At 57.0% G+C, this 26,080-nt stretch carries 18 protein-coding genes and 1 tRNA gene; 7 read left to right on the top strand and 12 right to left on the bottom strand.

Going from position 1 to position 26,080, the window contains the following annotated elements; all coding sequences use genetic code 11:
* Window positions 1-13: 13 nt before the first annotated feature.
* From ACO6TI_RS03890 to ACO6TI_RS03870, 5 genes are all read right to left on the bottom strand, one after another.
* Window positions 14-805, bottom strand: coding sequence for a FadR/GntR family transcriptional regulator (locus ACO6TI_RS03890; protein WP_422384394.1), 792 nt, complete (start codon window positions 803-805; stop codon window positions 14-16).
* Between the two features lie 34 nt (window positions 806-839).
* Window positions 840-1,850: an ABC transporter ATP-binding protein gene (locus tag ACO6TI_RS03885; protein WP_282045847.1), complete on the bottom strand. Its 1,011-nt coding sequence runs from the start codon at window positions 1,848-1,850 to the stop codon at window positions 840-842.
* Window positions 1,847-3,784, bottom strand: a complete 1,938-nt coding sequence (locus ACO6TI_RS03880) for a dipeptide/oligopeptide/nickel ABC transporter permease/ATP-binding protein (RefSeq protein WP_422384393.1) — start codon at window positions 3,782-3,784, stop codon at window positions 1,847-1,849. The genes ACO6TI_RS03885 and ACO6TI_RS03880 overlap by 4 nt, the downstream gene beginning before the upstream one ends.
* Complete coding sequence (locus ACO6TI_RS03875; RefSeq protein WP_422384392.1) at window positions 3,784-4,728, bottom strand: ABC transporter permease; 945 nt, start codon at window positions 4,726-4,728, stop codon at window positions 3,784-3,786. The genes ACO6TI_RS03880 and ACO6TI_RS03875 overlap by 1 nt, the downstream gene beginning before the upstream one ends.
* A gap of 83 nt (window positions 4,729-4,811) precedes the next feature.
* The gene (locus ACO6TI_RS03870) at window positions 4,812-6,371 is read right to left on the bottom strand and encodes an ABC transporter substrate-binding protein (protein WP_055115626.1); all 1,560 of its coding nucleotides are present in this window, start codon (window positions 6,369-6,371) and stop codon (window positions 4,812-4,814) included.
* Window positions 6,372-6,514: 143 nt separating this feature from the next.
* Here ACO6TI_RS03870 and ACO6TI_RS03865 point away from each other — a divergent pair, with 143 nt between their 5' ends.
* On the top strand, window positions 6,515-7,756 hold the full coding sequence (locus tag ACO6TI_RS03865; RefSeq protein WP_422384391.1) for a Zn-dependent hydrolase: 1,242 nt from the start codon (window positions 6,515-6,517) through the stop codon (window positions 7,754-7,756).
* A gap of 140 nt (window positions 7,757-7,896) precedes the next feature.
* On the opposite strand, the gene ACO6TI_RS03860 is transcribed toward ACO6TI_RS03865, so the two are convergent.
* Window positions 7,897-7,973 (bottom strand) — tRNA-Arg (locus ACO6TI_RS03860).
* A 417-nt stretch (window positions 7,974-8,390) separates the two neighbouring features.
* Between ACO6TI_RS03860 and ACO6TI_RS03855 the strand changes: the two genes are divergently transcribed.
* Both ACO6TI_RS03855 and ACO6TI_RS03850 read left to right on the top strand, forming a co-directional pair.
* The gene (locus ACO6TI_RS03855) at window positions 8,391-9,209 is read left to right on the top strand and encodes a hypothetical protein (RefSeq protein ID WP_422384390.1); all 819 of its coding nucleotides are present in this window, start codon (window positions 8,391-8,393) and stop codon (window positions 9,207-9,209) included.
* Between the two features lie 88 nt (window positions 9,210-9,297).
* Window positions 9,298-10,707 carry a M48 family metalloprotease gene (locus ACO6TI_RS03850; RefSeq protein WP_422385290.1) on the top strand — a complete coding sequence of 470 codons (1,410 nt, stop codon included), beginning with the start codon at window positions 9,298-9,300 and terminating at the stop codon, window positions 10,705-10,707.
* On the opposite strand, the gene ACO6TI_RS03845 is transcribed toward ACO6TI_RS03850, so the two are convergent.
* Window positions 10,688-11,773: a helix-turn-helix domain-containing protein gene (locus ACO6TI_RS03845; RefSeq protein ID WP_422384389.1), complete on the bottom strand. Its 1,086-nt coding sequence runs from the start codon at window positions 11,771-11,773 to the stop codon at window positions 10,688-10,690. The genes ACO6TI_RS03850 and ACO6TI_RS03845 overlap by 20 nt on opposite strands.
* Window positions 11,774-11,928: 155 nt before the next feature.
* On the opposite strand from ACO6TI_RS03845, the gene ACO6TI_RS03840 reads away from it, so the two are divergent.
* Complete coding sequence (locus ACO6TI_RS03840) at window positions 11,929-12,954, top strand: alpha/beta hydrolase family protein (RefSeq protein WP_422384388.1); 1,026 nt, start codon at window positions 11,929-11,931, stop codon at window positions 12,952-12,954.
* Between the two features lie 33 nt (window positions 12,955-12,987).
* On the opposite strand, the gene ACO6TI_RS03835 is transcribed toward ACO6TI_RS03840, so the two are convergent.
* From ACO6TI_RS03835 to ACO6TI_RS03815, 5 genes are all read right to left on the bottom strand, one after another.
* On the bottom strand, window positions 12,988-13,851 hold the full coding sequence (locus ACO6TI_RS03835) for an RNA polymerase factor sigma-32 (RefSeq protein WP_055114970.1): 864 nt from the start codon (window positions 13,849-13,851) through the stop codon (window positions 12,988-12,990).
* 226 nt (window positions 13,852-14,077) lie between these two features.
* Window positions 14,078-14,674, bottom strand: a complete 597-nt coding sequence (locus ACO6TI_RS03830; protein WP_055114968.1) for a CarD family transcriptional regulator — start codon at window positions 14,672-14,674, stop codon at window positions 14,078-14,080.
* A gap of 456 nt (window positions 14,675-15,130) precedes the next feature.
* Entirely contained in the window at window positions 15,131-15,463 is a 333-nt protein-coding gene (gene fdxA / locus ACO6TI_RS03825) for a ferredoxin FdxA (RefSeq protein WP_055114965.1), read from the bottom strand.
* A gap of 222 nt (window positions 15,464-15,685) precedes the next feature.
* Window positions 15,686-16,051, bottom strand: coding sequence for an RNA-binding S4 domain-containing protein (locus ACO6TI_RS03820; protein WP_055114963.1), 366 nt, complete (start codon window positions 16,049-16,051; stop codon window positions 15,686-15,688).
* 47 nt (window positions 16,052-16,098) lie between these two features.
* Entirely contained in the window at window positions 16,099-19,332 is a 3,234-nt protein-coding gene (locus ACO6TI_RS03815) for a helicase-related protein (protein ID WP_422384387.1), read from the bottom strand.
* Between the two features lie 794 nt (window positions 19,333-20,126).
* Here ACO6TI_RS03815 and pyc point away from each other — a divergent pair.
* The 3 genes from pyc to ACO6TI_RS03800 all read left to right on the top strand — a co-directional run bounded on the left by pyc (window position 20,127) and on the right by ACO6TI_RS03800 (window position 26,069).
* Window positions 20,127-23,567: a pyruvate carboxylase gene (gene pyc, locus ACO6TI_RS03810; protein ID WP_422384386.1), complete on the top strand. Its 3,441-nt coding sequence runs from the start codon at window positions 20,127-20,129 to the stop codon at window positions 23,565-23,567.
* Between the two features lie 192 nt (window positions 23,568-23,759).
* Window positions 23,760-24,356: a cytochrome P460 family protein gene (locus ACO6TI_RS03805; RefSeq protein WP_055114957.1), complete on the top strand. Its 597-nt coding sequence runs from the start codon at window positions 23,760-23,762 to the stop codon at window positions 24,354-24,356.
* A gap of 147 nt (window positions 24,357-24,503) precedes the next feature.
* Window positions 24,504-26,069 carry a DUF1254 domain-containing protein gene (locus tag ACO6TI_RS03800; protein WP_422384385.1) on the top strand — a complete coding sequence of 522 codons (1,566 nt, stop codon included), beginning with the start codon at window positions 24,504-24,506 and terminating at the stop codon, window positions 26,067-26,069.
* The last annotated feature ends 11 nt before the right edge of the window (window positions 26,070-26,080 follow it).

Raw genomic sequence — 26,080 nt, 5'->3', positions numbered from 1 at the left:
TCTGTTTGACTTGTTATCGGGAGTCGGTGGAGCTGGTTGGGGAGCTTTCCCCGGGCGGACGCATTGCGGCACGCTCCAGCATGTACTTTTCCGCTTCCAGCATGTGCCCCCGCATGATCGTCCGGCACAGTTCCGGATCTTCTGCCTTGATCGCCCGCAGCAGACGAACCTGATAGTGCAGGCCTGTTTCCCGCAAGGCAGGGTTGGGTTCCTTGTAGATCGACCGGCACACGGTCATGTCACGCAGGAGACTGAGCAGGAAGGAACAGGTGAATGCGAGGATCGGATTGTTGCAATGCCGGGTGAGTTCTTCATGAAAATCAAGCTCGGCGAGCCGCTGAGCGTATTCTTCTTCCGCTGTTTCGGGTTCGTCCTCGTAAAGCCGGATACAGCCCTGCAGTGCCTGGAAAGTTTCCGCGGTCAGATTGCCTGCAACCGATGCAGCAAGCTCGGGTTCCAATTGTTTGCGAAGCGTATAGATATCGGCGATGGAGGGCGGGTCGAACAGGAAAAGGTTGTCCAGCAGTCCGATAGCTTCCCCCGGCTCCACCGAGGAAACGAAGATGCCGCCACCCGGGCCGCTGCGGGACGATATCAATCCCTGGAATTCCAGTACTTTCAATGCTTCGCGCAAGGTCCCACGCGATACCTTGACGGATCCCGGTAACAGCCAGTCTGCGGGAATCCTGTCACCTGGACGGAGCCCGGCCTCGATAATCCGTTCGCGGATCTGTTGCGCAACGATATCCGGCCGACGCAGACGTTTGCGGGTCTTCGGGTCCAATGGTGTGTCTTCAATCTTCATGCCGAGGCTAACTTCAAAGCCAACATTCCAATGGCTATGCCTCTATTAGTGGATGATAGCAAGCTGCGATGTGGCCGGAATCGGGGCCTGGTGCCTGATCAGAGGCAGGCAGATTATCCAGACATGTCCGGGTCTTGCGGTTGCATCTGGCGGCAAATGCACATCCGGCGGGAGGATTGTAGGGGTCGGGAAGTTCGGCGGAAGCGTCTTCAGCCATCAATTCATGCCGCCCGGGAGCCGGCGCGGATCGCATGAGAAGATCCGTATAGGGGTGCATGGGTGCTTCAAATAAACTTTGCGCCGGTCCGAGTTCAGCTATCCGGCCGAAATACATGACCGCGACACGATCACACACACTCTCAACCACCGACAGGTCGTGACTGATGAAGATGTAGGTCAATCCAAAGGTCTTCTTCAAATCGTCCAGGAGATTCAGCACCTGTGCCTGCACGGAGACATCCAGCGCGGAAACAGGCTCGTCCAGCACAATCAGTTCCGGTCCGGCCGCAAGTGCGCGCGCAATGCCAATTCGCTGGGCCTGGCCACCGGAAAACTCGTGTGGATACCGTTCCAGGAATTCCGGCGCCAGGTTCACTGCCTGCAGCAGTTCTGTCAGCCGTTTTTCACGGCCATCCTTGTCCAGGTCTGTCAGATGCTTGAGCGGCGCTTCCAGAATGGTCCGGATGGTCTTGCGCGGGTTGAGCGAGGCGACTGGGTCCTGGAAGACATACTGCACCTTTCGCGCGAGGGCATTGCCGTCCTTTCGGGCAAGATCGGCCAGATTTTCACCGTCAAAAACAATCTTTCCCGACGTTGGATCATCCAGACCGACCACAAGGCGCGCCAGGGTGGATTTGCCACATCCGGATTCACCGACGACGCCAAGCGTTTCGCCTTTCCGGACATTTAAGCTCAGGCTTTGTACCGCATGAACAGCCGGAGCTCGTCCGCCAAAAAGCCTGCGTTCGCCGCCGAATATTCTTTCCACGTCGCTGATGGTCAGCAACGTGTCTTCACCGGATGTCTTTTTTCGCCCGTCGTTCATGTGGAAGGATCCGTGTTCACCGGGAAAAGACAGCGCACACTCCGGTTTGCACCGGCAGCAACAAGCTCAATGTCCCCTGTGCGACAGAGGCTTTGGGCATGTGGGCAACGGTCGGCAAATGCGCATCCGTCAGGCAGGTCGTTCACAACAGGCGGGCGCCCCTCAATCGCGTCAAGGCGTCGCTCAGGTTCGCCCAGGACCGGTACGCACTCGATGAGTTTTGCAGTGTAGGGATGTTGCGGGTTGGCCAGGATGTCGTCTGTCTTTCCGGTTTCAACAATCCGGCCGGCATACATGACAGCAATGCGGTCGCAAATTGCGGACACGACGCCGAAATCGTGCGTGATAAAGAGAATTGCAGCGTTGCGTTCGCGGCGCAGGCCGTTGATCAGGGTCAGGATCTGGGACTGAACGGTAACATCAAGTGCCGTTGTCGGTTCATCGGCAATAAGCACCCTGGCGTCATTTGCCAGTGCCATTGCGATACAAATGCGCTGGCGCATGCCTCCTGAAAGCTCGTGTGGATAGGCTGTCAGACGTTCCTTCGGATTTGGAATGCGGACAAGTGACAGGAGTTCGATTGCCTTTTGCCTGGTTTGCGCCCTGGAAAGGGGCTGATGCGTACGGATGGCTTCTTCAAGCTGATTTCCAACCGTGAAGAGCGGGTGAAGGGTAGAGAGAGGGTCCTGGAACACGTAGGCGACAGAGTCGCCGCGGAGGTCACGGATGCGCCGGTCGCTCGCTGCAAGCAAATCCTCGCCCTCCAGATAGGCCGCTCCGCCCGCAATGCGACCGGGCGGCGTTGGAACCAGGCCCATGATCGACATTGCCGTGACGGATTTGCCGGACCCGGATTCGCCGACAATGCCAAGGCATTCGCCCTGGCGGAGAGCCAGGTCGACGCCGCCAACGGCATGGTAGACTGTTCCACCGATCTGAAATTCTGTGCGCAGCCGGCGCACGTCCAGGATGTTTTCGTCACCGGACGGGGCAGGAACATCTGCAGGATTGCGCAAAACCGCGGTCCGTGCGACCGGTCTCGTCAGCGACCCCGCCCGCAAACGCGGGTCCAGGATGTCCCGGACGCCGTCACCGAGCAGGTTGATCGCCATCACGAGCACAAAAATCATAACCCCGGGGACGATAGATACATGCGGCGCGGTGAACAGGATCTTGCGTCCCTCGCCAAGCATGGAGCCGAGATCGGCCTGTGGTGGCTGTGCCCCGAGGCCAAGAAACGACAGTCCCGCCGTTTCGAGGATCATCCAGCCGACCGTTGTCGACATGGTAATGACGATAACCGGCAGCACATTCGGTAGGATTTCCACAAACAGGATCTGGGCCGGAGATTTTCCCGACAGTCGTGCGGCATCAACGAATTCCCTGCGGGACAGACCAAGGGTGATTCCCCGTATGTTTCGGGCGAAAAACGGGATGTTCACCAGGGCAATCGCGTAGAGCGCATTGAGCAATCCGGGCCCCAGCACGGCAACGATGGCAAGCGCGAGCAGGATATAGGGAAACGCCATCACCATATCGATACCGCGCATGATGACGGTGTCGGTGCGCCCGCCGGCATATCCCGCGACCAGTCCAAGAACCGACCCGAAGACCGCGGCGATGATCGTGGCGGAAACGCCCACCGCAAGTGAGACGCGAGTTCCCCAGATCAGCCGGGAGAGCAGGTCTCTTCCCAAATGATCGGTTCCAAGCAGATGGCCGGTGCTGAAAACGGGCAGCAAACGGTTTGCAGGGGCAGTCACGTCCGGGTTGAGCAAAGGCAGGACGGGTGCTGCCAGCGCCAGAAGACAGACGGCAATCAGGATGATGAGACCGGCTGTTGCCAGCGTGTTGTTGAGAAGCAGGGAAAGTGTTCCCGGCCGTGCTGACTTGCCGGCCTGCCGGCCTTTCCCGCTGATTGCCGCGTTCGTCATCAGCGCAACCTCGGATCGATCAGCGTCTGCACGACATCAGCAAGCAGATTGAACAGAACATAGGCTGCCGCGACGACAAGAACTCCGCCCTGAACAAGCAACAGATCGCGCGTGGCAATCGCCTTGACCAGCATGGAGCCGATGCCTGGCCACTGAAAGACCGTTTCGATATAGACCGCCCCCCCGATGACAAATCCTGCCTGAATCCCGATTACCGGAACGACGCTGACGAATGCCGACTTGAATGCATGTTTGCAGATGACCTTGCGTTCCGGGAGACCCTTGGCACGGGCGGTGCGGATGTAATCCTGCCTCAGGACTTCCAGCATCGCCGTCCGGGTGAGGCGCGCGACGACACCGGTCGCAACGACGGAAAGCGTCAGTGTAGGCAAGGTCAGGTGCTGAAAGAGATCAGGAAGGTCACCACCGCCGTAGATGGCGTACATGCCCGATGCCGGAAACAGACGAAGCTTTACGGCAAATACCAGGATCAGCAGCAGCCCCAGAAAGAAGGAAGGCGTCGAAATGCCCATGAGCACAAGAAGCGTGATGATCTTGTCGGCCCATCCGTACTGGCGCACCGCTGACACGATCCCGGCCAGAAGCCCGAAGACAGAACACAGAACCAGTGCGGTGCCGGCAAGGATCAGCGTTGCGGAAAACCGTTCCAGGACTTCATCGAGCACAGGCCTGTTCAGGCTGTAGGAGCGGCCGAGATCTCCCTGGAAGAGATTTCCAAGCCAGATGACGTATTGCTCGGGCAGGCTTTTGTCGAGCCCGAGGTCCCGGTTGAGTTTGGCAACATTTTCCGGAGTGGCATAGGACCCGAGAATGGCTGTGGCCGGGTCTCCCGGGATCATGGCCATGATCAGGAAAACGATGATCGTCAATCCGAAAAGGACCGGAATGGCGGCCAGAAGACGCTTGGCGATGTAGGCGCCCAATGCTCTTGCTCCCTAGCATGCCGGAACTGAGATGAACACGATTGTCCCGGCGGCTTTTCGTTCGCGCCGGGACAATCTCCTGTTTACTGCGGCTTCTTGACGTCCTGCAACATCAGGAAAAAGGACGGTTGCAGCTTGAAGTCTTCGACGGACGCCCTGGTGACAGCGTTCTGTTTCCAGTTGGCAACGAAAACCCAGGGAGCGTCTTCCCTGACGATTTCCTGCATTTCCTTGTAAAGAGCGGCGCGTTCGTTCTGATCGGTCACCTGACGGGCCTTGTCCAGAAGTTCGTCGACCTTTGCATTGGAATAATATCCGGAGTTGAAGCCGCCCTTGTCGGGAAATGCTTCCGTGCGAAGAGCCAGAAACGGCAGCGTGTCCGGGTCATTGGTCATCCAGGCCATTTCAGCCATGGCTGCCTTGCCCTCAAGGCCGGGATTCACCTTGCCCAGAAAGGTGTTCCATTCATAGGTTTCGATGTTGACGTTCATGCCGACGGCCTGAAGATCTGCCTGGATCGCCGTGCCCATAGCAACGGGATCCAGCATGCCGGAACCGCCTTCGGTGACGTAGAAGGTGATTTCCTCGCCGTTGTAGCCTGCTTCTTTCAGCAGTTCCTTCGCCTTTTCCGGATCATATGGATAGGGCTCGAGGCTTTCGTTATACGCCCAGGCGAAGGCCGGAGGCGTCGGGCCGGCGGCGACGTCTGCCGTGCCTTGAAGAATGTTGTCAACGAGCGCGGTCTTGTTGATTGCATAATTGGCGGCTTGCCGGGCTGCCCTGGTATCGAACGGAGCCTCCCTGGCATTCAGGATCAGGAACCAGACGTGGGGACCGGCCTGCTCAAGAACACTGAAACCCGCGTCCGACTTGAATTGCTGCAAACTGTCGGGCGGAACTTCAACCATGACATCCAGTCCACCGGACAGCATTTCGGCGATCCGCGTATTGGCATCCGTGATCGGGCGGTAGATCAGGGCTTCCAGGGCCGGGGCACCGTCCCAGTAGTCTTCATTCCTGACCGCCACGACCTTCGCATTTGCTTCCCATTCACCGAACTTGTAGGCGCCGGTGCCCGATGGGTTCCGACCGAAATCCTTGCCGTGTTTCCTGACCGCTTCCGGAGAAACGATCAGGCCGGTCGGGTAGGCGAGATTGGACAGGAACGGCGCATAGGGCGCATTCAGCTTGAAGGTTACGGTGGTGTCGTCTTCCGCGATCACGTCTTCGACCGCGGAGAAGAAAAACGACAAGGGGAAAGGGCCTGTGTCGTGGTATGGGTGTTCTTCATCCAGCATTCGGTCGAAATTGAACTTCACTGCCTCGGCGTTGAACGGTGTGCCGTCGTGGAAGGTGATGCCATCGCGCAGTTTGAAGGTATAGGCCTTGCCGTCTTCGGAGATCGTCCAGCTTTCGGCAAGTGACGGTTCGACTTCCAGCGTACCGTCCTTGTAGCGCGTCAGACCGTCATAGAGATTGACGAGGATACGGAAGTCGTTGACCGCCGTTACGGCCTGGGGGTCCAGCGATTTCGGTTCCGCGATCTGACCGACAACCAGAACATTGGGTGGAGTTTGCGCTTGTGTCTGAGGCGCAAATGCAAAAAAGGCCGAGGCAACTGCCGCAGCTAAAATCTTTTTCATGACCATTCCCCTCTTTGTGTCTTCATCTAATTAATCATGATTAATTGCATATTCGCAATAATTATTTCATATTAATTTTCATCCGGGGACTGACACACCGGGGAAAACAAGGCTTAAGCGCTGTAAATCAGGGAGAAATCCGAATGCCGCACCAAGGGCCCAGCATTCGTCCGGACCGCCTCAAGACCCTGCTCGATGGTGTGAACCGGTTCGGGTTCGATGTTGAAACCGGCGGATTCAACCGCCCGGGTTTTTCAGACGAGGACCTGGCCTGCCGGGCATGGTTCGGCGATGAAATGCGGAAAGACGGCCTGAGGGTCTGGTCCGACGGTGCGGGTAATCTCTTTGGTCGTTACGGCCCCGACGACGGGCCTTGCATCCTGGCAGGGTCGCATCTGGACACTGTGCCGAACGGTGGTGCATTTGACGGATCGCTTGGTGTCTGCGTTGCCCTGGAATGTGTCCGGACACTGAAGGACGCCGGTTTCGAACCGGCCACTGCAATCGAAGTTGTGGCGACCTCGGAGGAAGAAGGACGGTTTGGCGGCATGTTGGGATCACAGGCAATTGCGGGCCTGGCCACTGCTGACTGGATCGCCCGGGCCAGGGATGCAGACGGCGTCCGACTGGCAGATGCGATGACGTTGCAAGGCCTTGATCCTCGCGCCATCTTATCCGCGGCAAGACCGGCAGGGACGATCAGGGCGTTTCTTGAACTCCACATCGAACAGGGCCCTGTCCTTGAGCAGGACCAGGTATCGGTTGGAGTTTCAGACCAGGTATCCGGCGTCTGTTACCTTGAATACACGTTCAGCGGCATTGCCAATCATTCGGGAACAACACCGATGTCGATGCGTTCCGATGCCTTTGCAGGCCTTGCGGAACTGGCGCACCAGATCCCGCAGATCATCAAGCAGGCCGGAACCGACCAGACCCGCATCACAATCGGGCACGTTGTCCTGGAACCAAATCAGCCGCATACAATTCCTGGCAAGGCCCACTTTTCCATCATCCTTCGTGACACATCTGAAAGCGTCATGGGGATGTTACGTGACATGGTTCACGACCGAGCCCTCGATGTGGCTCGCAAGTCGGGGCTGAGCCTGAAGTCTGCCGAGCGAAGCTGGCTGCCGCCGGTACAACTTGATGCAGACCTTGCGAACCGGCTGGAAACCCTGGCCGGAAACATGGGACTTGCGACCAAGCGGATGCCTTCAGGTGCCGGTCACGATGCGCAAACCATGCAGAGCATCTGTCCTTCCGGGTTGATTTTCGTGCCAAGCCGCAATGGAATCAGCCATTCTCCGGGTGAGCACAGCGACTGGGTCGACATCGAAAGGGGTGCGAACCTGTTTCTGCAGGCGCTGATCGAGCTTGGCAAATAGACCGCCAAGCAGCTCCCTCAAGACTTGAAATCCGGATTGTCAACCAATCGTGACACAGGACAAGTTCGCGGTCCGGTGTCCGACACTGCACATGATGCAGCGCAGGAGCGATTTTCAAGTATCTGCAAACATTATGAAATTGGTGACCCCGACAGGATTCGAACCTGTGACCCTCAGATTAGGAATCTGATGCTCTATCCTGCTGAGCTACGGGGCCTGATCGGGGTCGATTAACATGATTTGCGCGACTTTGCGAGCCCCATTGAATGATAGGCAATCCGGAATGACACGGTGTTGCAAGATTGCTGCTCCGCCCTGGAGTTGAATGGAGGAGTGCACCGTTTCAGGGCTTTGTCTTGGACTTGCCTTATTCGCTGCTTAGCAACTGGATCAGTGCGAACCGTTCGCAGGTTGATGAGCCAGACCGATATCTGCCGACCGGCTGGCGGGAGCGAACGGCTTTGCCGGAAGATTGTGGCGGCCAGGCGTCGTTCGGACGTGAGGGGAATTGGTGACCGGTACATGCAGTTTATATTTTTTTCGGGAAGGTGCCGGCAACGGCGCTGTCATTTCCCGAAGCTGCGCGGTCATATCTTGCCTGTTCAGCCTGTTCAGCCTGTTCCTTGGTGTCGCAATGCCAGCAAAGGCTGACGGTGAATCCCTTCCCGTGTCCGGGACGTTTGGTATTGATGATGGCGTCGCATCCTGTGTCGACGATCAGGCAAATCTTGCCGAGATCGTCTCATGGGACAAGGAAGGTGTTTTTCAGGATGGGGAGGGGCGCAGCTTCATCGCCACCGATCTCCTGGTGCTCACGACCGGAGCCGAGCGCGCACCATCGGCAATCCGGCTCTCGGCCAAGAGCGGTACCCGTCTTACGGCGGTTCCAATCGACGAGCCGAACCGATGGGGCCTGATACCCTCATGGATCGTCATGCAAAATGGTGAAGATGCTGATCTTCTGCAGGTGCAGATACTCAAGGACGGTGGTGCGATCTTTGCACCCGACAGAGCATCGCCCTCTTGTGCTGACCTGCTGCGAAGCGCGGAAGAGTTCGCCAGGAAGTCCCACGCGGGGATTTGGCAAGGCCAGGCTGGCGCCGAGGTTTTCCAGACATCGGCGCCGAAATCCTTCGACGGCAGGGCGGGACAGTATGTGATCGCGCGTGGCCGCATAGTTTCGCTTGGAAAAACCCGCAGCACCCGCTATCTCAATTTCGGAAGACACTGGAAGTCCGATTTGACGGTGACGCTCAAATCCTCCGATGAAGACAGGTTCAACGAAGCTCTCGCCCTGTCCGGATGGCAGATCGAGGGTCTGGCCGGTCATGTCGTTGAAGTAAGAGGTGTCTTGCAGGAAAAAGACGGACCGTATATTGCGCTCCGGCATCCCGAGCAACTGGTGGTTCTCGAACGCAGAAGGGCAAAACGTGGCGGTCGATACAGCAACTGATTTCCGTCGCAAGCACCGCTTCGGCGCACTAGCTGCGGACCTTCGCGTCACCGCAGGCAACTGGCTGCGCGCTGTTTTCGTCGCCGGTTTGTCGCTGACCCTGGCGTCCTGCCAGCTTCTGGGTGATGGAACCAGCGTTGGCACTGTGACGCCGGGCACCTTGCGCCCGGGCCTGACCAACGATATCGGCGCGCGTGAACATCCTCGCGTCGTTGCCACCTATGGCGGGGTCTACAAGGATCCCGGCGCGGAACGGGCTGTCGCAAGTGTCGTCGGCCGCCTGGTGGCCGCCTCGGACGATCCGTCCCAGAGCTACAAGATCACGATCCTGAATTCCCCGGCAATCAATGCTTTCGCGCTGCCGGGAGGGTATCTTTATGTCACTCGCGGTCTGCTGGCGCTCGCGAACGACACCTCGGAAGTGGCCGCTGTTCTCGCGCATGAAATGGCGCATGTTACCGCCAACCACGCGATCAAGCGCCAGCAGCGGGCAGAAGCAAAGCAGCTTGCCAACAAGGTCCTGACGGATGTTGTTCAGGATTCCGAAGAGGCCCGGAAAGCGATCGTCTCGTCGCAATTGTCGTTCGCCAGGTTTAGCCAGGTTCAGGAACTGGAGGCGGATGCGATCGGGGTCAAGACGCTGGCCAAAGCAGATTTCGATCCCTATGCAGCAGCTCGTTTTCTGCGGTCCATGGCCGCCTATGCGCGTTATCAGTCCGCAGATTCGTCATCGTCCGGTGCGCCCGATTTTCTGTCGTCCCATCCATCGACCCCGGAGCGCCTGCAGATCGCAGTCCGGTCCGCCCGGCAGATTGGAGCGCCAGGTATCGGAGAACGTGATCGGGATCGATACCTGACCCAGATCAACGGCATGCTGTATGGCGACGATCCGCTTGAAGGTTTCGTGCGAGGGCGATCCTTCCTGCACAAGGCACTTGGAATCGGATTTACCGTACCAAAGGGCTATATTCTGGAAAACTCCACAGAGGCCGTGCTGGCAAGCAACGGCGACGGCACGGCGATCCGTTTCGACGGTGCCGATGTCAGCGGATACTCAAGCCTGGCGGACTACATGAATTCAGGCTGGATCAACGGGTTGCTTCCTGAAAGTGTCCGCGAGACGACCATCAACGGCCTTCCGGCTGTCACCGGCGCTGCAATCACCCAGGGCTGGTCCTTCCGAATTTCCGTCGTGCGTATTGGCCGGACGGGATACCGGTTCATTTTTGCGAGCAGGTCGCCAAACCAGGGCTTTGATGATGATTTTCGTGAAACAGTCGACAGTTTCCGGCAGCTGACGCCGACCGAACGGGCGCGCCTTCAGTCGCTGCGTATCAAGGTGGTCAAGACAAAGGCAGGCGACACGCCGCGCAAGCTGGCGATCGGAATGAGCGGTGTGGAACCGTCGCGAAGGCTGGAATTCTTCTCGATCCTGAACGACCTCAATCGAAACAAGGTCATTCCAGCAGGAACCGCGGTCAAGCTTGTGGTGGACTAGATGTCGTTCCCGGCTTGTCGGATGGAAGTCTGGCTGCCGGTTCAGCCTGGTAACTGGCGTCGACCTGAACCCAGGTGCTTGGTGTTTTCGCCGTTACCCGCGCAAACTCCCGGTTGAAGTTGGATTTCGTGTTGAATCCGCTATCCAGCATTGCGGTCGTGACAGATGCGCCCTCCCGAAGAAGGCTGCAGGCGTGCCGGATCCGGTACTTGTTGATGTAGCGCGATACGTTCTCACCTGTTGTCTTGTTTATCGCCGTTGAAAGCTCTTTTGCGGGAACCTGGAGGCGATGTGCGAGCATCGCCAGAGTCAGGCCTGGATCAAGGTAGAATTTTCTGACAACAAGCAGTTCATCGAGGCGCCTGACGAGGTCGATTTCCAATTCTGTGACCGGTTTCGCCGGTGCCTGCCCGATTTCATCCTCGCTCGATTTGTCCAAACAGGCAGGCGGCGTCCGCAGGTCCGGAGAAACGCTCAGCAATCCGATTGCCAGAAGCGAAGCAACCGAGCCGGCGCTGATGATTTTTGGGGCCCAACCCGGACTGCCGGTTTGAAATGCATAGCCGATGACAAGATCCGTCATGGCGGAAACCAGCAGCGCAATCGAAATCGCCATCCAGATCCGCTGGGGAACTGCACCGGATTCAAGTTTGACCAGCGGCAGTGCATCTTTATGCGCGTGCAGGCTGAGGAGAAGCGCCAAACCATAGCTCAGGAAGATCGCGGCAAGGACGATATCGAGGGTCACGGGCGCAAACAGGACGCAAAAGAAGACGAAAGCCGGGCCGAGCAGGTGTATCCAGTCGCGCGCCGGTGTGACCTGCCGAACCGAGGCGGACATGTAGGCGGCAAAGGCCAGTGGAGGGATTGTTGAAGCCAGGATTGGCTGCAGTTGGAAGGCGAAGTGCAGACCGTAATACTGGCCGGCAGCGACAACGAAGTTTTGCAGGGCGCACAACAGCAAGAGCGCGGAAAACAGCACAGGCCGGTTTCCTGCAAGAATTGCCTGGACGAACAGAAAGCCAAGCACGAGGGCAACGATCAACGGCAGGGGCAGAACAATCATCTTCGTCTCGGTTAATGCAATGACGAGACAACGCGATAGGACAAAAACAGGTTCGAGGCGACCTAAATCCGGTTTTAGGACGCCGGATCGAGAGGCGGGTGCCAGAAAAAGACCATCCAATCAGCCAAGCGCAGATCAAGAAAGGATGTTCGATCATGAAGCGTTTTCTCTTTGCCCTGTCTCTTTTGTCAGCAAGCGTTGCCAATGCCGATGAACAGGAGTTGGCCGGCTTTGACCGTTTCCCGGTATCCGCGACACACAGGCCGTCACTGATGCAGGGATCGATCTGGTATCCCGCAGGAACCAGAACCTATGCCGGTTTTATCGGCAAGAACCCGCTCTTCAAGGGTACCAAGGGAATGGTGGGAGCCGGTATGAAGAAAGGCCGCTATCCCGTTTTGTTGTTTTCCCATGGGTCCGGCGGCAACATGGATACCCTGTCCTGGATGTCGTCAGAGCTGGCCAAACGAGGCATCATCGTTGTTGGTGTCAATCATCCAGGATCAACTTCCGGAGATTCGTCACCACGCCGGTCCTTGCAACCTGCGGAGCGGGCAGCCGACCTCAGTGCTGCTCTCGATCACCTGCTGTCCGATCCATATTTTTCGCGGTTCATCGACGAGGAACGCATTGTTGCTGCAGGCTTCTCGCTCGGGGGTGCGAGCGCCCTCACACTGGCTGGAGTTACCTTTGATGCGAAGGCCTATGCGGAATATTGCAGTCGCTTCGAAGGAACCGCTCAGGATTGCCTGTTTTTCGCCAAGGGAGATGTGGACCTGGTCAGCATGGCGGACGGTCTGGAAGAAAGCGGTCTGGATACGCGTATCGCAGGCGTGATTGCTATTGACCCCGGTTTCACATACGCGGTCGACGACGACAGCCTGTTGGAGACTTCAATCCCCATTCAAGTGATAAGTCTGGGCAGGGAAAACCTGTGGCCGGCGACGGATGTCGGCGTGAATGGCAGCAATCTGCTCGGGAAACTGAAAAACGCGAACCACGTCACGCTGTCCCCGGCGCATCATTTCACGTTTCTGGCCGAATGCACGGAGCGGGGCGCCAAGTTGCTGAAAGAAGAGCAAGACGACCCGATCTGCGATGATCCCGCCGGTACCGACAGGGCAGCCATTCACGGGAGGATCGCCGATTCGATGAGCGCATTCGTGTTGCAGCTCAAATAAACTCCTGCGCCGCGGAGGGCTGAAAACAGCCGGTTATGTGCTGTAGACCGCCTTGTCGGGTTGTTCGGCAAGGAGAGCCGATTTCAGTTTCTCCATGGCGCGGCTTTCGATCTGGCGCACCCGCTCCTTGGAAATTCCAAGCTTTGCACCAAGGGACTCGAGTGTTGCACCGTCTTCGGAAAGGCGGCGCTCCCTGACAATTCTGAGTTCGCGCTCACTCAACACCCTGAGCGCCGAGCAAAGCCACTTGTGACGCCGCTCGGAATCGATGTTGCCGGTGACGATTTCGTCCGGCAGGGGCGCATCGGACACCAGGAAATCCTGCCGGTCGGCACTTGAGCCTTCGCTGTCGGCGACCGGTGCATTCAGGGATGTGTCGGGCCCCGACAGACGTGCGCTCATCAAGGCAACATCGGACTGCTTGACGCCGATTGCGTCGGCAACCTTCTGGTGCAGTTCGCTGTCCGTGAGCGGTGTCTGGTTGCTGGAGAGTTTCGCACGCAACCGGCGCAGATTGAAAAAGAGAGCTTTTTGCGAAGAGGACGTGCCGCCGCGAACGATCGACCAGTTGCGCAAAATGTAATCCTGTATTGAAGCCCGGATCCACCAGGTGGCATAAGTCGAAAAACGGACTTCCCGTTCCGGTTCAAACCGGGCGGCTGCTTCGAGCAGACCAACATGGCCTTCCTGGATCAGGTCGCCGAGCGACAATCCAAAGTTCCGGAACCGAGAGGCCACGGCAATCACGAGCCGCATGTGCGACAGCGACAGCTTTTCCAGTGCCTTCTCGTCCTTTTGCTCGCGCCAGCTTACCGCGAGCTCCCTTTCCTCTTCACGTGTGAGGTAAGGGGCTTTCATTGCCGCTTGAACCAGTTGCCGCTTTTCGTTTCCTGACATGATTGGCGCTCCGATGGGATCTCGGGAGAATTACGTACCGAAGCGTAGGTTAGATCACTTGGCAGGGGCAATGGCGCAGATTTTGTGCACTTCTGCGTGATTGCCGCGCGAGCGTAAACCCTTGTCTACATTGCCTGACGGGGTTTCGAGAGTAGCCCTGAACAAAAAAAGGCCCGGCAAATGGCCGGGCCTTTCAACTGTCAGTGACAGTAAAAACTGCTCGAAATCAAGCAGCTTCTTCCTTGTCTTCATCATCTTCTGCTTCCGCTTCGGCTTCAGCTGCTGCTGCAGCTTTCAAGCGACTCGGTGATTTCGCAAGGTTCTGTTCGATCTGTTTGACCGCTTCAGTTTCAGAACACTTGTTAACAGCAGCGATTTCGCGCGCCATCCGGTCGAGAGCCGCTTCATAAAGCTGCCGCTCGGAGTAGGACTGTTCCGGCTGACTGTCAGATCTGAAGAGATCCCGAACAACCTCGGAAATTGCATTCAGGTCGCCAGAATTGATCTTTGCTTCGTATTCCTGTGCACGGCGGCTCCACATTGTGCGCTTCACGCGCGGGCGGCCGCGAACCGTTTCCAGAGCTTTCTTGACTGCTGCCGGATCGCCGAGTTTGCGCATTCCCACCGATGCGATCTTTGCAACCGGAACGCGGAGGGTCATTTTGTCCTGCTCGAAAACGATGACGAGCAACTCCAAAGAGTGGCCCGCAACATTCTGCTCTTCGATCGCGGTAATCTGGCCGACACCGTGTGCCGGATAAACGATGTACTCGCCGGTCTTGAAACCTTGACGCTGCGCGGCCTTTTTGGGATTCGTTGCCATACTCGTATTCTCTCCTGCGCAGTTTTCGATCCGTTCGGACCGGTGTTGGACCGTTGAACGGTCACCTTAATTTTGCGACACGGCATCCTGCCGAGCGATCCGATATGGAACGCCTGTTGATATGCGGCGTGTCAGGGCTGGTCAGTCGTCGATTTCCACTATAGAACCTTGTTCAGTCGATAAGCGCTGTCGGGAGCCGACGCATCCGGTTTCCCAGGGATCCGGACCACGTTTTCGAAACTCCGTTTTGGGGGTTGTTCTCGTGGGTGACGACTGTTCCCTATATGTAACATACTTTTGTGGAAAATTAAAGTGTCGCGCTTTCGTGGTGCACAATCACCACAAAGCTGTGCCCGCCGATTATGTGCAGGGTATTGAAATTAATGGTCAAATATGATTCGCAATCGCCGGGATCACGCATGCGGCAGACCGCCGCATAGGTAATATCTGAACGAATCAAGTCGGTGGATTCGGTGAAAAATGCTCTTCAAACTTGTTTTCTTTACCGTCGAATTCCTCAGCAGTCGGCAACGGGTCTTTCTTCTCGGTAATGTTCGGCCATTTTTCCGAGTATTCCGCGTTTATCTCGATCCACTTCTCGAGGCCCGGTTCCGTGTCCGGTAGAATGGCTTCTGCCGGACACTCCGGTTCGCAGACACCGCAGTCGATACATTCATCCGGATTGATGACGAGAAAATTTTCGCCTTCATAGAAGCAATCCACCGGGCAGACTTCAACACAGTCCGTGTATTTGCATTTGATGCAATTGTCTGTGACGACGTAGGTCATCGGTATCCTCGCTGCGTGCCGGCGCGAATTTTCGTGGCTGTTGCGCCCCTCATTCGCCCGGCGGTCGTTTGCGTGCGGCACTTGCCTTTCGTGCGCACGAATTCATCCATAGATCGGTGTTGGGTATCGTTTTTGCTTGGCACACGCAAGCGCACAGGTTGACGCAATCCTTGCCGACAATAGAAAGTTATTCCGTTTTATCTTCAAATACCGGATTCAGCATCAACTTTCACTGCGAAACGCGTCCATCTTGCGCCGGTCGCGCTTGGTCGGCCGCCCGGCACCGGCCTCCCGTTGTCCAGGTGGCGGTGGTGGCGATTCCTTTTTGGGCGGCAGCGGAGGTGAAAGGTCTTCGTAGAGTTTGCGGGCTTCCTCGAACGGACCGCGCCGAGATCCGAGCCCGGCAATCTTCAGAACCAGAACCCTTCGTTCCAACGCGATGGTCAGCACGTCACCGATCCTGACGGTTTTGCTCGCGGATGAAATCTTGTCCCTGTTGATCCGTACGTGGCCGGTTGTCGCCAGTTTCTGGGCAAGGGACCGGGATTTGGTGACCCTGGCGTACCAGAGCCACTTGTCGATGCGCAGACTGCCACCGTCTGTTTCAGCGGCAGCTTGTGTGCGACCGGGGGAAATTACTTCTTGTCCTTGTTATCCATATCCGCCTTGAGGGCCATGAGAGCGGCAAATGGCGAATTCGGATCGATCGGTTTGTCCTTTGGCGGATTGTTGCGGCGGTTTCCGCCGTCAGATCCCCTGTTACCACCCTGATGGCCGCTCCGATTGCGGTTCGGTCCACCCTTTCCGCCACCTCCCTTGCCGTGGCGTTTTTCACCATGACCTCCTTTGGGACCATGTCCCTGGCCCTTGCGGTTGTCACCGCGCCGCTGATCCTGACGTCCACGTGGTCTCCGGTCCTGACGGCCCGGGCGCCAGATCTCGATCGTAACCGTTTCCATGTCGGCAGGTTCTGCTGCAGGCTCATCGGACGACGCGGCAATCGTGGCCTCGGAAGGGGCGGCTTCTGCGCCTTCAGTTTCTTCCTTACCGGTGTTGTCACCTGCCGGAGCAGAGGGCGCCGCGTCTTCGACGGGCTCCGTCGCTGCAATGGCGGGTGCCTCTTCCACAATGGTATCGCCGGTGGCACCTTCCGTCGGCATTGCCGCCGCTGTGTCGGAATTGACAGTTTCAGCAACACTCACAAGTTCTTCGGAGGAAGGCTCCGCATTCATTTCAACAGGTGTCGTATCGTCGGTTGAAGAGGTGGTTTCTTCGCCTGTCGCCCCGGTATCTGCTGCCAATTCTTCCGTGGCAGATGTGCTTTCACCCTTCGCTTCCGGTTCGACTGCAAGTGTTTCCGCAGCTTGGGAAGCGTCTGGTTTTGCGGTCACCGGACGTTGTATTTCCCTGCTTTCGACCCGATAACCAAGCGACTTCAAAACAGCGGAGAAATCGTCACCGGCGCAACCCAGCAAAGACGTCATGGCGACGGTCACCATGAAACCGCCGCCCTGTTCGATCGCACCTTCCGGCGGGCTAACTTCAGCATCCAGAGGCTTCCACGCGATCAACGGCCGGATCAGGTCGGCAAGACGCTCCAGTATGTCGACGCGGACGGCCCGGGGTCCGCACACACGGAAACCGACAACCTTGTACAGTGCCTTGTCGATGGTCTCATCAACCGGAATAGACGTTCGTCCGGACGCAGACAATTGCGGCAGTTCGGTCATGCCGTTCATATCCAGCGAACCGTGCTTCAAGGCCCAGAGCTGAGCAAGAAGCTGGCTTGGTGCCGGCTTCAAAAGAGCAGGAACAAAAATCGTATAGGCACCGAAACGGACGCCATGCTTGCGCAGCGACGCACGCATGTCCTGATCAAGCTGGCGAATTTCGTCAGCGGCGTCCTGGCGTTCGAGAATGCCGAGCCCCTCGACTATGCGAAAAGCAATGCCGCGGGCGAGCCCCTCGAGTCCTTCGCCGGATTTCAGGTCGACCAGCGGTTTCAGAAGTGTGTCGATCTGGGCTTTCACCCAAAGCTCAAGCCGGTTCTGCACGGTATCGCGCGCCGGTCCGGTCAGGTGCTCGTCTGCAAGCAGCAATGCTGTCGGTGTCAGCACGTCTTCGCCGGCGACCAGTTTGGCAACCGGTTCACCACGCCAACGGATCGCGGCTTCCGATGTCAGCACGAAATCGCTGTTTTCCGATTTGCCGAGTTTCTCGGCCCGGGATTCGATTTCGGTGGTCAGGGCCTTTTGTGCAGCGGCACGAACGGTCTTTCCGTCCGGGCCTTCAGCTGCCGCATCGGGTGCAAACCGGAAGCCAAGCAAATTTCCGATGTGCTGACCTTCTACGAGCACATCGCCACTCGAGGTAATTTCTGCTTCCAGCATTGCGTTCTCTCTCAAACGTCGCATCAATACACTAGTCCGCCGGTCCACGAAACGTTGCGTCAAGCGCTCGTGAAGGGCGTCTGATAGTTTGTCTTCAATGTTGCTCGTTTCACCCTGCCAGTGGGCCGGATCGGCCAGCCAGTCGGGGCGATTGGCAACATATGTCCAGGTCCGGATATGAGCAATCCGGTTGGCGAGAGTGTCGATATCACCATCTGTGCGGTCTGCGAAGGCCAATTGACGCGTGAACCAGTCATCCGCGATGCAGTTGTCCTGCATCAGATGGGTGTAAATGGTGTCCAGAAGCTCTGCATGGTTGGCCGGGGCGATCTTGCGATAGTCCGGCACCTGACACACATCCCATAACAATTCGATCGCTTTTTCACCCTTTGCCATGCCGGAAATTGCGGTGTCACGCAATAAAAGTTCAAGAGCGGTCACGTCATCACCCGTCGGTGCACGGGCGAGTCCTTGTTCCTGAGGCACCGTATCGAGGCTTTGCCGCAATGTGCGCACAGATGAAAAATCCAGCGAACTGTTGCGCCATTGCAGCACTTTCAGGCTGTCGAAGTGGTGGCTTTCAATCTGTTCGACAAGATTGTCGTCCAGCGGATCCACACGGCCGGTCACGCCGAAGGTCCCATCCTTTGTGTGCCGGCCCGCCCGTCCGGCAATCTGTCCCATTTCCGATGGAGTCAGCTGACGGTACTGGTAGCCGTCGTATTTGCGATTTCCGGCGAAGGCAATGTGCTGTACGTCGAGGTTGAGACCCATGCCAATCGCGTCGGTTGCAACGAGATGGTCGACGTCACCGTTCTGGAACAGTTCAACCTGGGCGTTGCGCGTGCGCGGGCTAAGCGAGCCAAGCACGACGGCGGCGCCACCGCGCTGTCGCCGGATCAATTCCGCAATCGAATAGACTTCATCTGACGAAAAGGCGACCACGGCAGACCGCGCCGGCAAGCGCGACACTTTTTTCGACCCGGCATATTCCAGGACGGACATGCGCGGGCGCGTGACGACATTTATGCCCGGGAGCAGCCTTTCCAGCAGCGGACGCGCAGTTGCAGCACCCAGAAGAAGCGTTTCCGATTTGCCGCGAAGGTTCAGGATGCGGTCGGTGAAGACATGTCCGCGGTCAAGATTACCGGCCAGCTGCACCTCATCGATCGCCACGAACTCCGTATCGAGATCGAGCGGCATGGCTTCGACGGTGGAAACCCAGAAACGGGGTTTTTCCGGAATGATCTTTTCTTCGCCGGTGATCAAGGCAACCGAGTCCGAACCGGAACGTTCGACGATCCGTCCGTAAACCTCGCGCGCAAGCAGGCGCAAAGGCAGTCCAATCAGGCCGGATGACTGCGCGAGCATGCGCTCTATGGCGAGATGGGTCTTTCCGGTGTTGGTGGGGCCAAGGACAGCCGTGACGGTGCGGGACCTGGCCGACGGTGGCAGCGGCAACGTTTGTGGGCGTGACATGGAATTGGTTTTGATCGGCTTTCTTCGGGCTCTGCGCCTATATCTAGTGCCGCGTGTCTAGCACAGGCCGGACGACAATGTCGCCATTTCTTTTGGTGAAATTCTATCGAATCATAGCAAACAAAATTCTTGTGGAGAACGACTCCAGAACAAACCGAAACCGAATCGCGGACTCCGGACGATTCAGGATTTGTTCCCTACAAGATATGGTCCGTGCGCTGATTTGCCCCACGAAATCCTGAATCTGGTCAAAGACTTGAGTCGCATCGCAAACAGCGTGCGGAAATTCCAGGAAACTGTGTCAAGGATTAATTTAATCTGAATCGGGTACGTGGCGCCGTCAATGTGCCGGTTAATAAACGGACACAGCAAGAACGAAACCCGGACGAATCGCTGACTCCCGAATGTTTCCTGTCTGTTCTTACAATATATGGTGTGTGATGACTTGCCGGACGCTAGTCGAAAAGCGACAAATCCTGTTTGCCTGAATGGTCGGCGTCAACCGCATCCCTCACCTGTTTCAAATCGGGTCACGGGATTCACTCTGTTTTTGAGATGAGAAATCTCTGAATCAGCTCCGAATTTTTGCACTGCAAATTTTTTATAAGTCTAGTTACACTCGTAACTTTCGGCAATTCGCACGCGTTTTCCATGAGTTACCCGTGCAGGCGCAAAAATATTTTCCAAGTTTAGAAAAGGACACCCTTTCTGCCCCTTTTCAAGTGCCTTCGACCAAAGTAGAAATCTTGCGCAAAATCGGCCTTGCTTTTGCGAAAAATTAGGGGAATGGGCTTTTGGCAATAACAAAAATTCTCGTTGCGAACCGGTCTGAAATCGCGATCCGGGTATTTCGTGCCGCCAATGAGTTGGGTCTGAAGACCGTCGCGATCTATGCCGAACAGGACAAACTGGCGCTTCATCGCTTCAAGGCGGACGAGGCGTATCAGGTCGGCAAGGGGCTTGGTCCGATCGAAGCCTATCTTTCCATCGACGAAATCATCCGTGTTGCCAGGCTTGCCGGTGCAGATGCCATTCATCCAGGTTACGGCCTGCTCTCGGAAAGTCCCGAATTCGTGGATGCCTGTGATGCTGCAGGCATCACTTTCATCGGCCCGAGGTCCGACACGATGCGGCGTCTCGGCAACAAGGTCGCTGCAAGAAACCTGGCGATCGAGGCCGGTGTCCCGGTGATGCCGGCGACCGACCCGCTTCCGGACGATATTGGTGATATCAAGCGACAAGCGCTCGAAATCGGATATCCGGTGATGCTGAAAGCGTCCTGGGGTGGCGGTGGCCGGGGAATGCGCGTCATCCCGGACGAGGCGACGCTCGAAAAAGAAGTTCTGGCCGCCAAACGCGAAGCAATGGCCGCCTTTGGCAAGGACGAAATCTATCTTGAAAAACTCGTGCAGCAGGCGCGTCACGTCGAAGTTCAGATCCTGGGCGATGGCGAGAACGTCGTGCATCTGTTTGAGCGGGACTGCTCCATCCAGCGTCGTCACCAAAAAGTCGTCGAGCGTGCACCGGCACCTTATCTGGAAGAAGCGAAACGCCAGGAGCTCTGCGAATACGGTCTGAAAATCGGCCGTGCGGTGAACTACCGGGGTGCGGGAACGGTCGAATTCCTGATGGATGCCGACACGGGTGCCGTTTACTTCATCGAGGTGAACCCGCGAGTTCAGGTGGAGCACACGGTCACAGAGGAAGTGACCGGCATCGATATCGTGCAGGCGCAGATCCATATAGCGGAAGGTGCCAGGATCGGCACACCGGAAAGCGGCGTTCCGGCGCAGGAGAACATTCGCCTCAACGGTCATGCACTTCAGTGCCGGATCACCACGGAAGACCCGGAACAGAACTTCATTCCGGACTATGGCCGGATCACCGCATATCGCGGCGCGACGGGCTTCGGCATTCGCCTGGACGGCGGTACCGCCTATTCGGGCGCGGTGATCACACGGTTTTATGACCCGCTTCTGGAAAAGGTCACGGCCTGGGCGCCGACGGCGGAAGACGCGCGCAAGCGCATGGACCGCGCCTTGCGGGAGTTCCGGATCCGCGGCGTGGCGACAAACCTTGTCTTCCTGGAGAACATCATTGATCACGATGATTTCCGGGCAAATAAATACACCACCCGTTTCATCGACGAGACTCCTTCGCTTTTCGAACAGACCAAGCGTCAGGACCGGGCAACCAAGTTGTTGACATACATCGCGGACGTTTCGGTCAACGGACATCCAGAGACCAAAAACCGGGCGCGTCCGCCCAAGGATGTGGCGCCCCCGACCATTCCGGATTTCGGCGACGACAAGCCCTCCGGCACACGGCAACTTCTCGATGAACTCGGTCCCAAGGGGTTCGCGGACTGGATGAAAGGCCAGAAACGGGCACTGATCACAGACACCACGATGCGTGATGGTCATCAGTCGCTGCTGGCAACACGCATGCGGACCCATGATATCGTCAATGTCGCCGATGCCTATGCCGTCGGCCTTCCGACGCTGTTTTCACTGGAATGCTGGGGGGGAGCGACCTTCGACGTCGCAATGCGGTTCCTGACCGAAAGTCCGTGGGAGCGGCTGCATCTCATCCGCGAGAAAGCACCGAACATTCTCCTTCAGATGCTGCTGCGCGGCTCCAACGGCGTCGGTTACACGAATTACCCTGACAACACCGTCAAGTTTTTCGTCAAGCAAGCCGCGGAAAATGGAATTGACCTGTTCCGTGTCTTTGATTGCCTCAACTGGGTTGAAAACATGCGCGTTTCGATGGACGCGGTTCAGGAAGCGAACAAGCTTTGCGAAGGCGTGCTTTGTTACACGGGCGACATGCTCGACAGTGCGCGGCCAAAATACGACCTGAAATATTATGTCGGCCTTGCCAAGGAGCTGGAAGCGGCGGGTGCGCACATTCTCGGTATCAAGGACATGGCAGGCCTTCTCAAGCCGGAGGCGGCACGGGTCCTGATCAAGACCCTGAAGGACGAGACGGATCTGCCGATCCACTTCCACACCCATGATACTTCCGGAATTGCGGCTGCAACTATTCTCGCCGCGGTCGAAGCAGGGGCCGATGCCGTCGACGCCGCGATGGACGCGCTTTCCGGATTGACGTCACAGCCCTGTCTCGGATCGATCGTGGAGGCCTTGCGTGGAAGCGAGCGTGACACGGGGCTCGATGCCAAGACGATCCGTCAGATATCCTTCTACTGGGAGGCTGTTCGGACGCAGTATCGCGCATTCGAAAGTGATCTGCGATTTGGTGCTTCGGAAGTGTACCTGCACGAAATGCCGGGCGGTCAATTCACCAACCTGAAAGAGCAGGCAAGATCGCTGGGGCTCGAAACCCGCTGGCATGAAGTTGCGCAGGCCTATGCAGACGTCAACATGATGTTTGGGGACATCGTCAAGGTGACACCGTCCTCAAAGGTGGTCGGCGACATGGCATTGATGATGGTCAGCCAGGGGCTTTCCGTCGAAGAAGTCGAGGATCCGGACAAGGATGTCGCCTTCCCGGACAGTGTCGTCAAGATGCTTCACGGCGATCTCGGCCAGTCGCCGGGTGGCTGGCCGGCCGCGTTGCAGGAAAAGGTGCTCAAGGGAAGTGCGCCCATCTCCGTTCGTCCGGGGTCGCTGCTGGAAGACGCCGATCTTGACGCGGAACGCAAGACTGCAGCGGCCGCGACGGGAGGTGATATCAACGACACGGATCTTGCGGCCTACCTGATGTACCCGAAGGTCTTTACCGATTTCGACAAGGCACAGCAGCAATACGGACCGACTTCGGTCCTGCCGACGCCGGTCTATTTTTACGGGCTGGAAGCAGGCCAAGAGGTTTTTGTCGATCTTGAGGCCGGCAAGACACTGGTCGTGCGGTGTCAGGCGATCGGGGAAACGGATGAAAAGGGCGAGAAGAAAGTATTCTTCGAGCTCAACGGGCAGCCACGTAATGTCAAGGTCCCGGACCGCGCTCACGGCGCAACCGGTGCCGCCGCGATGCGCAAGGCCGAAGACGGAAACGCCGCGCATGTCGGAGCGCCGATGCCGGGTGTCATTTCCACGGTTGCCATTGCGACCGGGCAGGACGTCAAGGCCGGTGACGTTCTCGTCTCCATCGAGGCCATGAAGATGGAAACAGCGCTTCATGCGGAGCGAGACGGTAAAGTCAAAGAAGTGCTGGTCACTCCTGGCGCTCAAATTGACGCAAAAGACCTTCTCGTGGTCTTCGAAAGCTGATCGAGAAAAGGTGAGCAGATCGCACATTGGTGCGATTTGCTTTCTAGTTACTTGTTATCAATTGCTAAAACAGTGCCGATCACGCCAAATCACGACTCATCACCATTCATGTGAGTTGTAAACATGCTCTCCAAAGCTTGAAGCTTCCGTGGCCACGTCTTTGAACAAAGGCGTAAGCTTAGGGAGAGAACAATGAGGAAGCTACCTGTTTGGCTGGGAGGTGCAATCGCATCCCTTGTTTTCACGACATCCGCTTATGCGGCTTGCGATGTAAACAAGCCGGGTTACGAGTTGACCGGCGATGAAGCCGAGGCGGTCTATGATTGTCTGAAGTCTGATCTGCAGGCCGGATACCAGAAGGGCTCGAAACGCTGGATACCGGAAGCGTTCGTGAAGGATTATCCGGGCTGGACCAAAGCAAGTGCATTTCCGGCAGCACCCGGCTTTCACGGTGGCAGGTTTCTGGTGACCTACGTGAATTCTATCGGTGCCGACGAGTATCTGAAGTACAAGCCGGAAAATGTTTCCATTCCGGCCGGAACTCAAATCGCCAAGGAATCCTTTGCGATCGATGACGACGGCAAGGTTACCAAGGGACCGCTGTTCCTCATGGAAAAGGTTGCGGCCGGAAAATCGCCCAAGACCGATGACTGGTACTACATGATGGTCGCGCCCAACGGATCGCCGCAAGCGGTCAACGTGTTCACCGCCTGCAGCGAGTGCCATCTTGAGAATTTCGGCGAGCAAGGCGGTCTTGGATATCCGGTAGAAGACGCCAGGATCAAATAGGCAGGGCCTGTTTCACGCAGTCGCAAGGGTGAGGCAAAGGATCTTGCCCTTGCAAGCTAACGTAGCGTTTTTATTGACTTCTGCGGGAAACTCTCCAGTCTCCGGGGTGAACACCTTTGTGTGTTCGCCTCGATCCGGGAGCCCGTCATGAAGAATTCCTTATTGTTTTTTACTGCGTTTGTTCTCCTTCAAGTCCAGTTTGGGCTGGCGTCTGAAAACAAAGTCGACCTTCCGAACTACAATACGCCGATCCCGGAAGACATCCTGACCCCGGATGAAGTGGAAACGCGCTTCGGTACCCTAAAATTCGTCGATGGACGACCGACACCCGAAACCAGTGCCCTGATGTTTGATACACTCGACTTCATGCGCGGTGTCGAGGTTTTTCTGAATTTCATACCCGCGACTTCCATAGAGGGTATCCGAAGAGGGATGGTCGAAGTCGGTGTCGATGCCGCAAACAAGTTTGCGGTGTTTGAGGATTTGATGGACTCAAATCCGTTGTTTCTGACCGGCAACACCGACACGGTCTATGGTTCGACCATTCTGGATCTGCAGCGCGACGGTCCGGTCGTCATCGAGATTCCGAAGGGTCAGGGGCCGACGACGGTCAATGATGCCTATTTCAGATTTGTTACCGACATGGGCGTGCCGGGCCCCGACAAGGGAGAGGGCGGGAAATACCTCATATTGCCGCCCGACTATGAGGGCGATCTTGCGCCGCCGGTCGGCGGATACAAGGCGGAGGTCGAGGGTGAAACCTACTTCGTTTCGAAATCGACCAGTTACATCAATTGGTTCATCGCCCGCGGGTTCCTTGTCGACGGCAAGACCGATGCGGCTGTCAAAGCCTATCGGACCGGCCTGAAGATCTACCCTCTTCGTGACAGATCCGCACCACCAGAGATGGAATTCATCAATGTTTCCAGGAAGGCGTTCAATACCATTCACGCCAATACGTTCGAGTTCTACAACGAACTGAATACGGTAATCCAGAAAGAGCCGATATCGGCATTCGATCCCGAACTGCGTGGTCTTGCGGCCGCGATCGGGATCGAAAAGGGCAAAGCCTTCGATCCTGATGAGCGTATGAAGCAAATTCTGACGGAAGCGGTCGCCATAGGAAATGCCACCGCCCGATCGATCTGGCTGAAACCACGCGACAAGACTGCCTATCTGTATGAAAACAGTGGCTGGTATACCGCTTTCATAGGCAGTAACTGGCAGTGGCTGCGTGACGAGGGAAACGGTGGACGGTATCTGGATGCCCGAACGATGTTCTTCTACATGGCAACCGTCAACACGCCGGCGATGGTTCTGAAGCTCCCGGGCAAAGGTTCGCAATACGCCCTGAATGTCACGGATAGCGAGGGGGAATTCCTGGATGGCTCCAAAACCTACTCGCTCACCATACCGGCCGACGTTCCTGCGAAAGACTTCTGGTCGGTCGTTATCTATGACCCTCAGACCCGCTCCGAGCTTCAGACCGGTCAGCCGTTCCCGAGCAAGAACAATCAACGTGATGATCTGGCCGTCAACGACGACGGATCAGTAACGCTTTACTTCGGTCCCGAAGCGCCGTCAGGGAAGCAGCAGAACTGGATCCAGACCATCGCGAACAAGGGATGGTTTGCCATCCTGCGTCTGTACGGACCGGAGGAACCCTGGTTCGAGAAAACCTGGCGGCCTGGAGAAATCGTTTCCGCAGACTAGATGCGCAGACC

The sequence above is a fragment of the Roseibium album genome (assembly GCF_965233825.1).
Classification (GTDB): domain Bacteria; phylum Pseudomonadota; class Alphaproteobacteria; order Rhizobiales; family Stappiaceae; genus Roseibium; species Roseibium album.
The sequence above is the reverse complement of the archived record's forward strand: the minus strand, read 5'-3'. Positions and strand labels throughout refer to the sequence as shown.

Excerpts from the sequence above, each read along its gene's own strand:
- ACO6TI_RS03885 (WP_282045847.1), bottom strand. The coding sequence starts at position 1,850 with ATGAACGACGGGCGAAAAAAGACATCCGGTGAAGACACGTTGCTGACC.
- ACO6TI_RS03845 (WP_422384389.1), bottom strand. The coding sequence starts at position 11,773 with ATGATTGTTCTGCCCCTGCCGTTGATCGTTGCCCTCGTGCTTGGCTTT.
- ACO6TI_RS03835 (WP_055114970.1), bottom strand. The coding sequence starts at position 13,851 with ATGTCAGGAAACGAAAAGCGGCAACTGGTTCAAGCGGCAATGAAAGCC.
- ACO6TI_RS03880 (WP_422384393.1), bottom strand. The coding sequence starts at position 3,784 with ATGACGAACGCGGCAATCAGCGGGAAAGGCCGGCAGGCCGGCAAGTCA.
- fdxA (WP_055114965.1), bottom strand. The coding sequence starts at position 15,463 with ATGACCTACGTCGTCACAGACAATTGCATCAAATGCAAATACACGGAC.
- ACO6TI_RS03890 (WP_422384394.1), bottom strand. The coding sequence starts at position 805 with ATGAAGATTGAAGACACACCATTGGACCCGAAGACCCGCAAACGTCTG.
- ACO6TI_RS03805 (WP_055114957.1), top strand. The coding sequence starts at position 23,760 with ATGAGGAAGCTACCTGTTTGGCTGGGAGGTGCAATCGCATCCCTTGTT.
- ACO6TI_RS03840 (WP_422384388.1), top strand. The coding sequence starts at position 11,929 with ATGAAGCGTTTTCTCTTTGCCCTGTCTCTTTTGTCAGCAAGCGTTGCC.
- ACO6TI_RS03855 (WP_422384390.1), top strand. The coding sequence starts at position 8,391 with ATGCCAGCAAAGGCTGACGGTGAATCCCTTCCCGTGTCCGGGACGTTT.
- ACO6TI_RS03830 (WP_055114968.1), bottom strand. The coding sequence starts at position 14,674 with ATGGCAACGAATCCCAAAAAGGCCGCGCAGCGTCAAGGTTTCAAGACC.
- ACO6TI_RS03865 (WP_422384391.1), top strand. The coding sequence starts at position 6,515 with ATGCCGCACCAAGGGCCCAGCATTCGTCCGGACCGCCTCAAGACCCTG.
- ACO6TI_RS03870 (WP_055115626.1), bottom strand. The coding sequence starts at position 6,371 with ATGAAAAAGATTTTAGCTGCGGCAGTTGCCTCGGCCTTTTTTGCATTT.
- ACO6TI_RS03800 (WP_422384385.1), top strand. The coding sequence starts at position 24,504 with ATGAAGAATTCCTTATTGTTTTTTACTGCGTTTGTTCTCCTTCAAGTC.
- ACO6TI_RS03815 (WP_422384387.1), bottom strand. The coding sequence starts at position 19,332 with ATGTCACGCCCACAAACGTTGCCGCTGCCACCGTCGGCCAGGTCCCGC.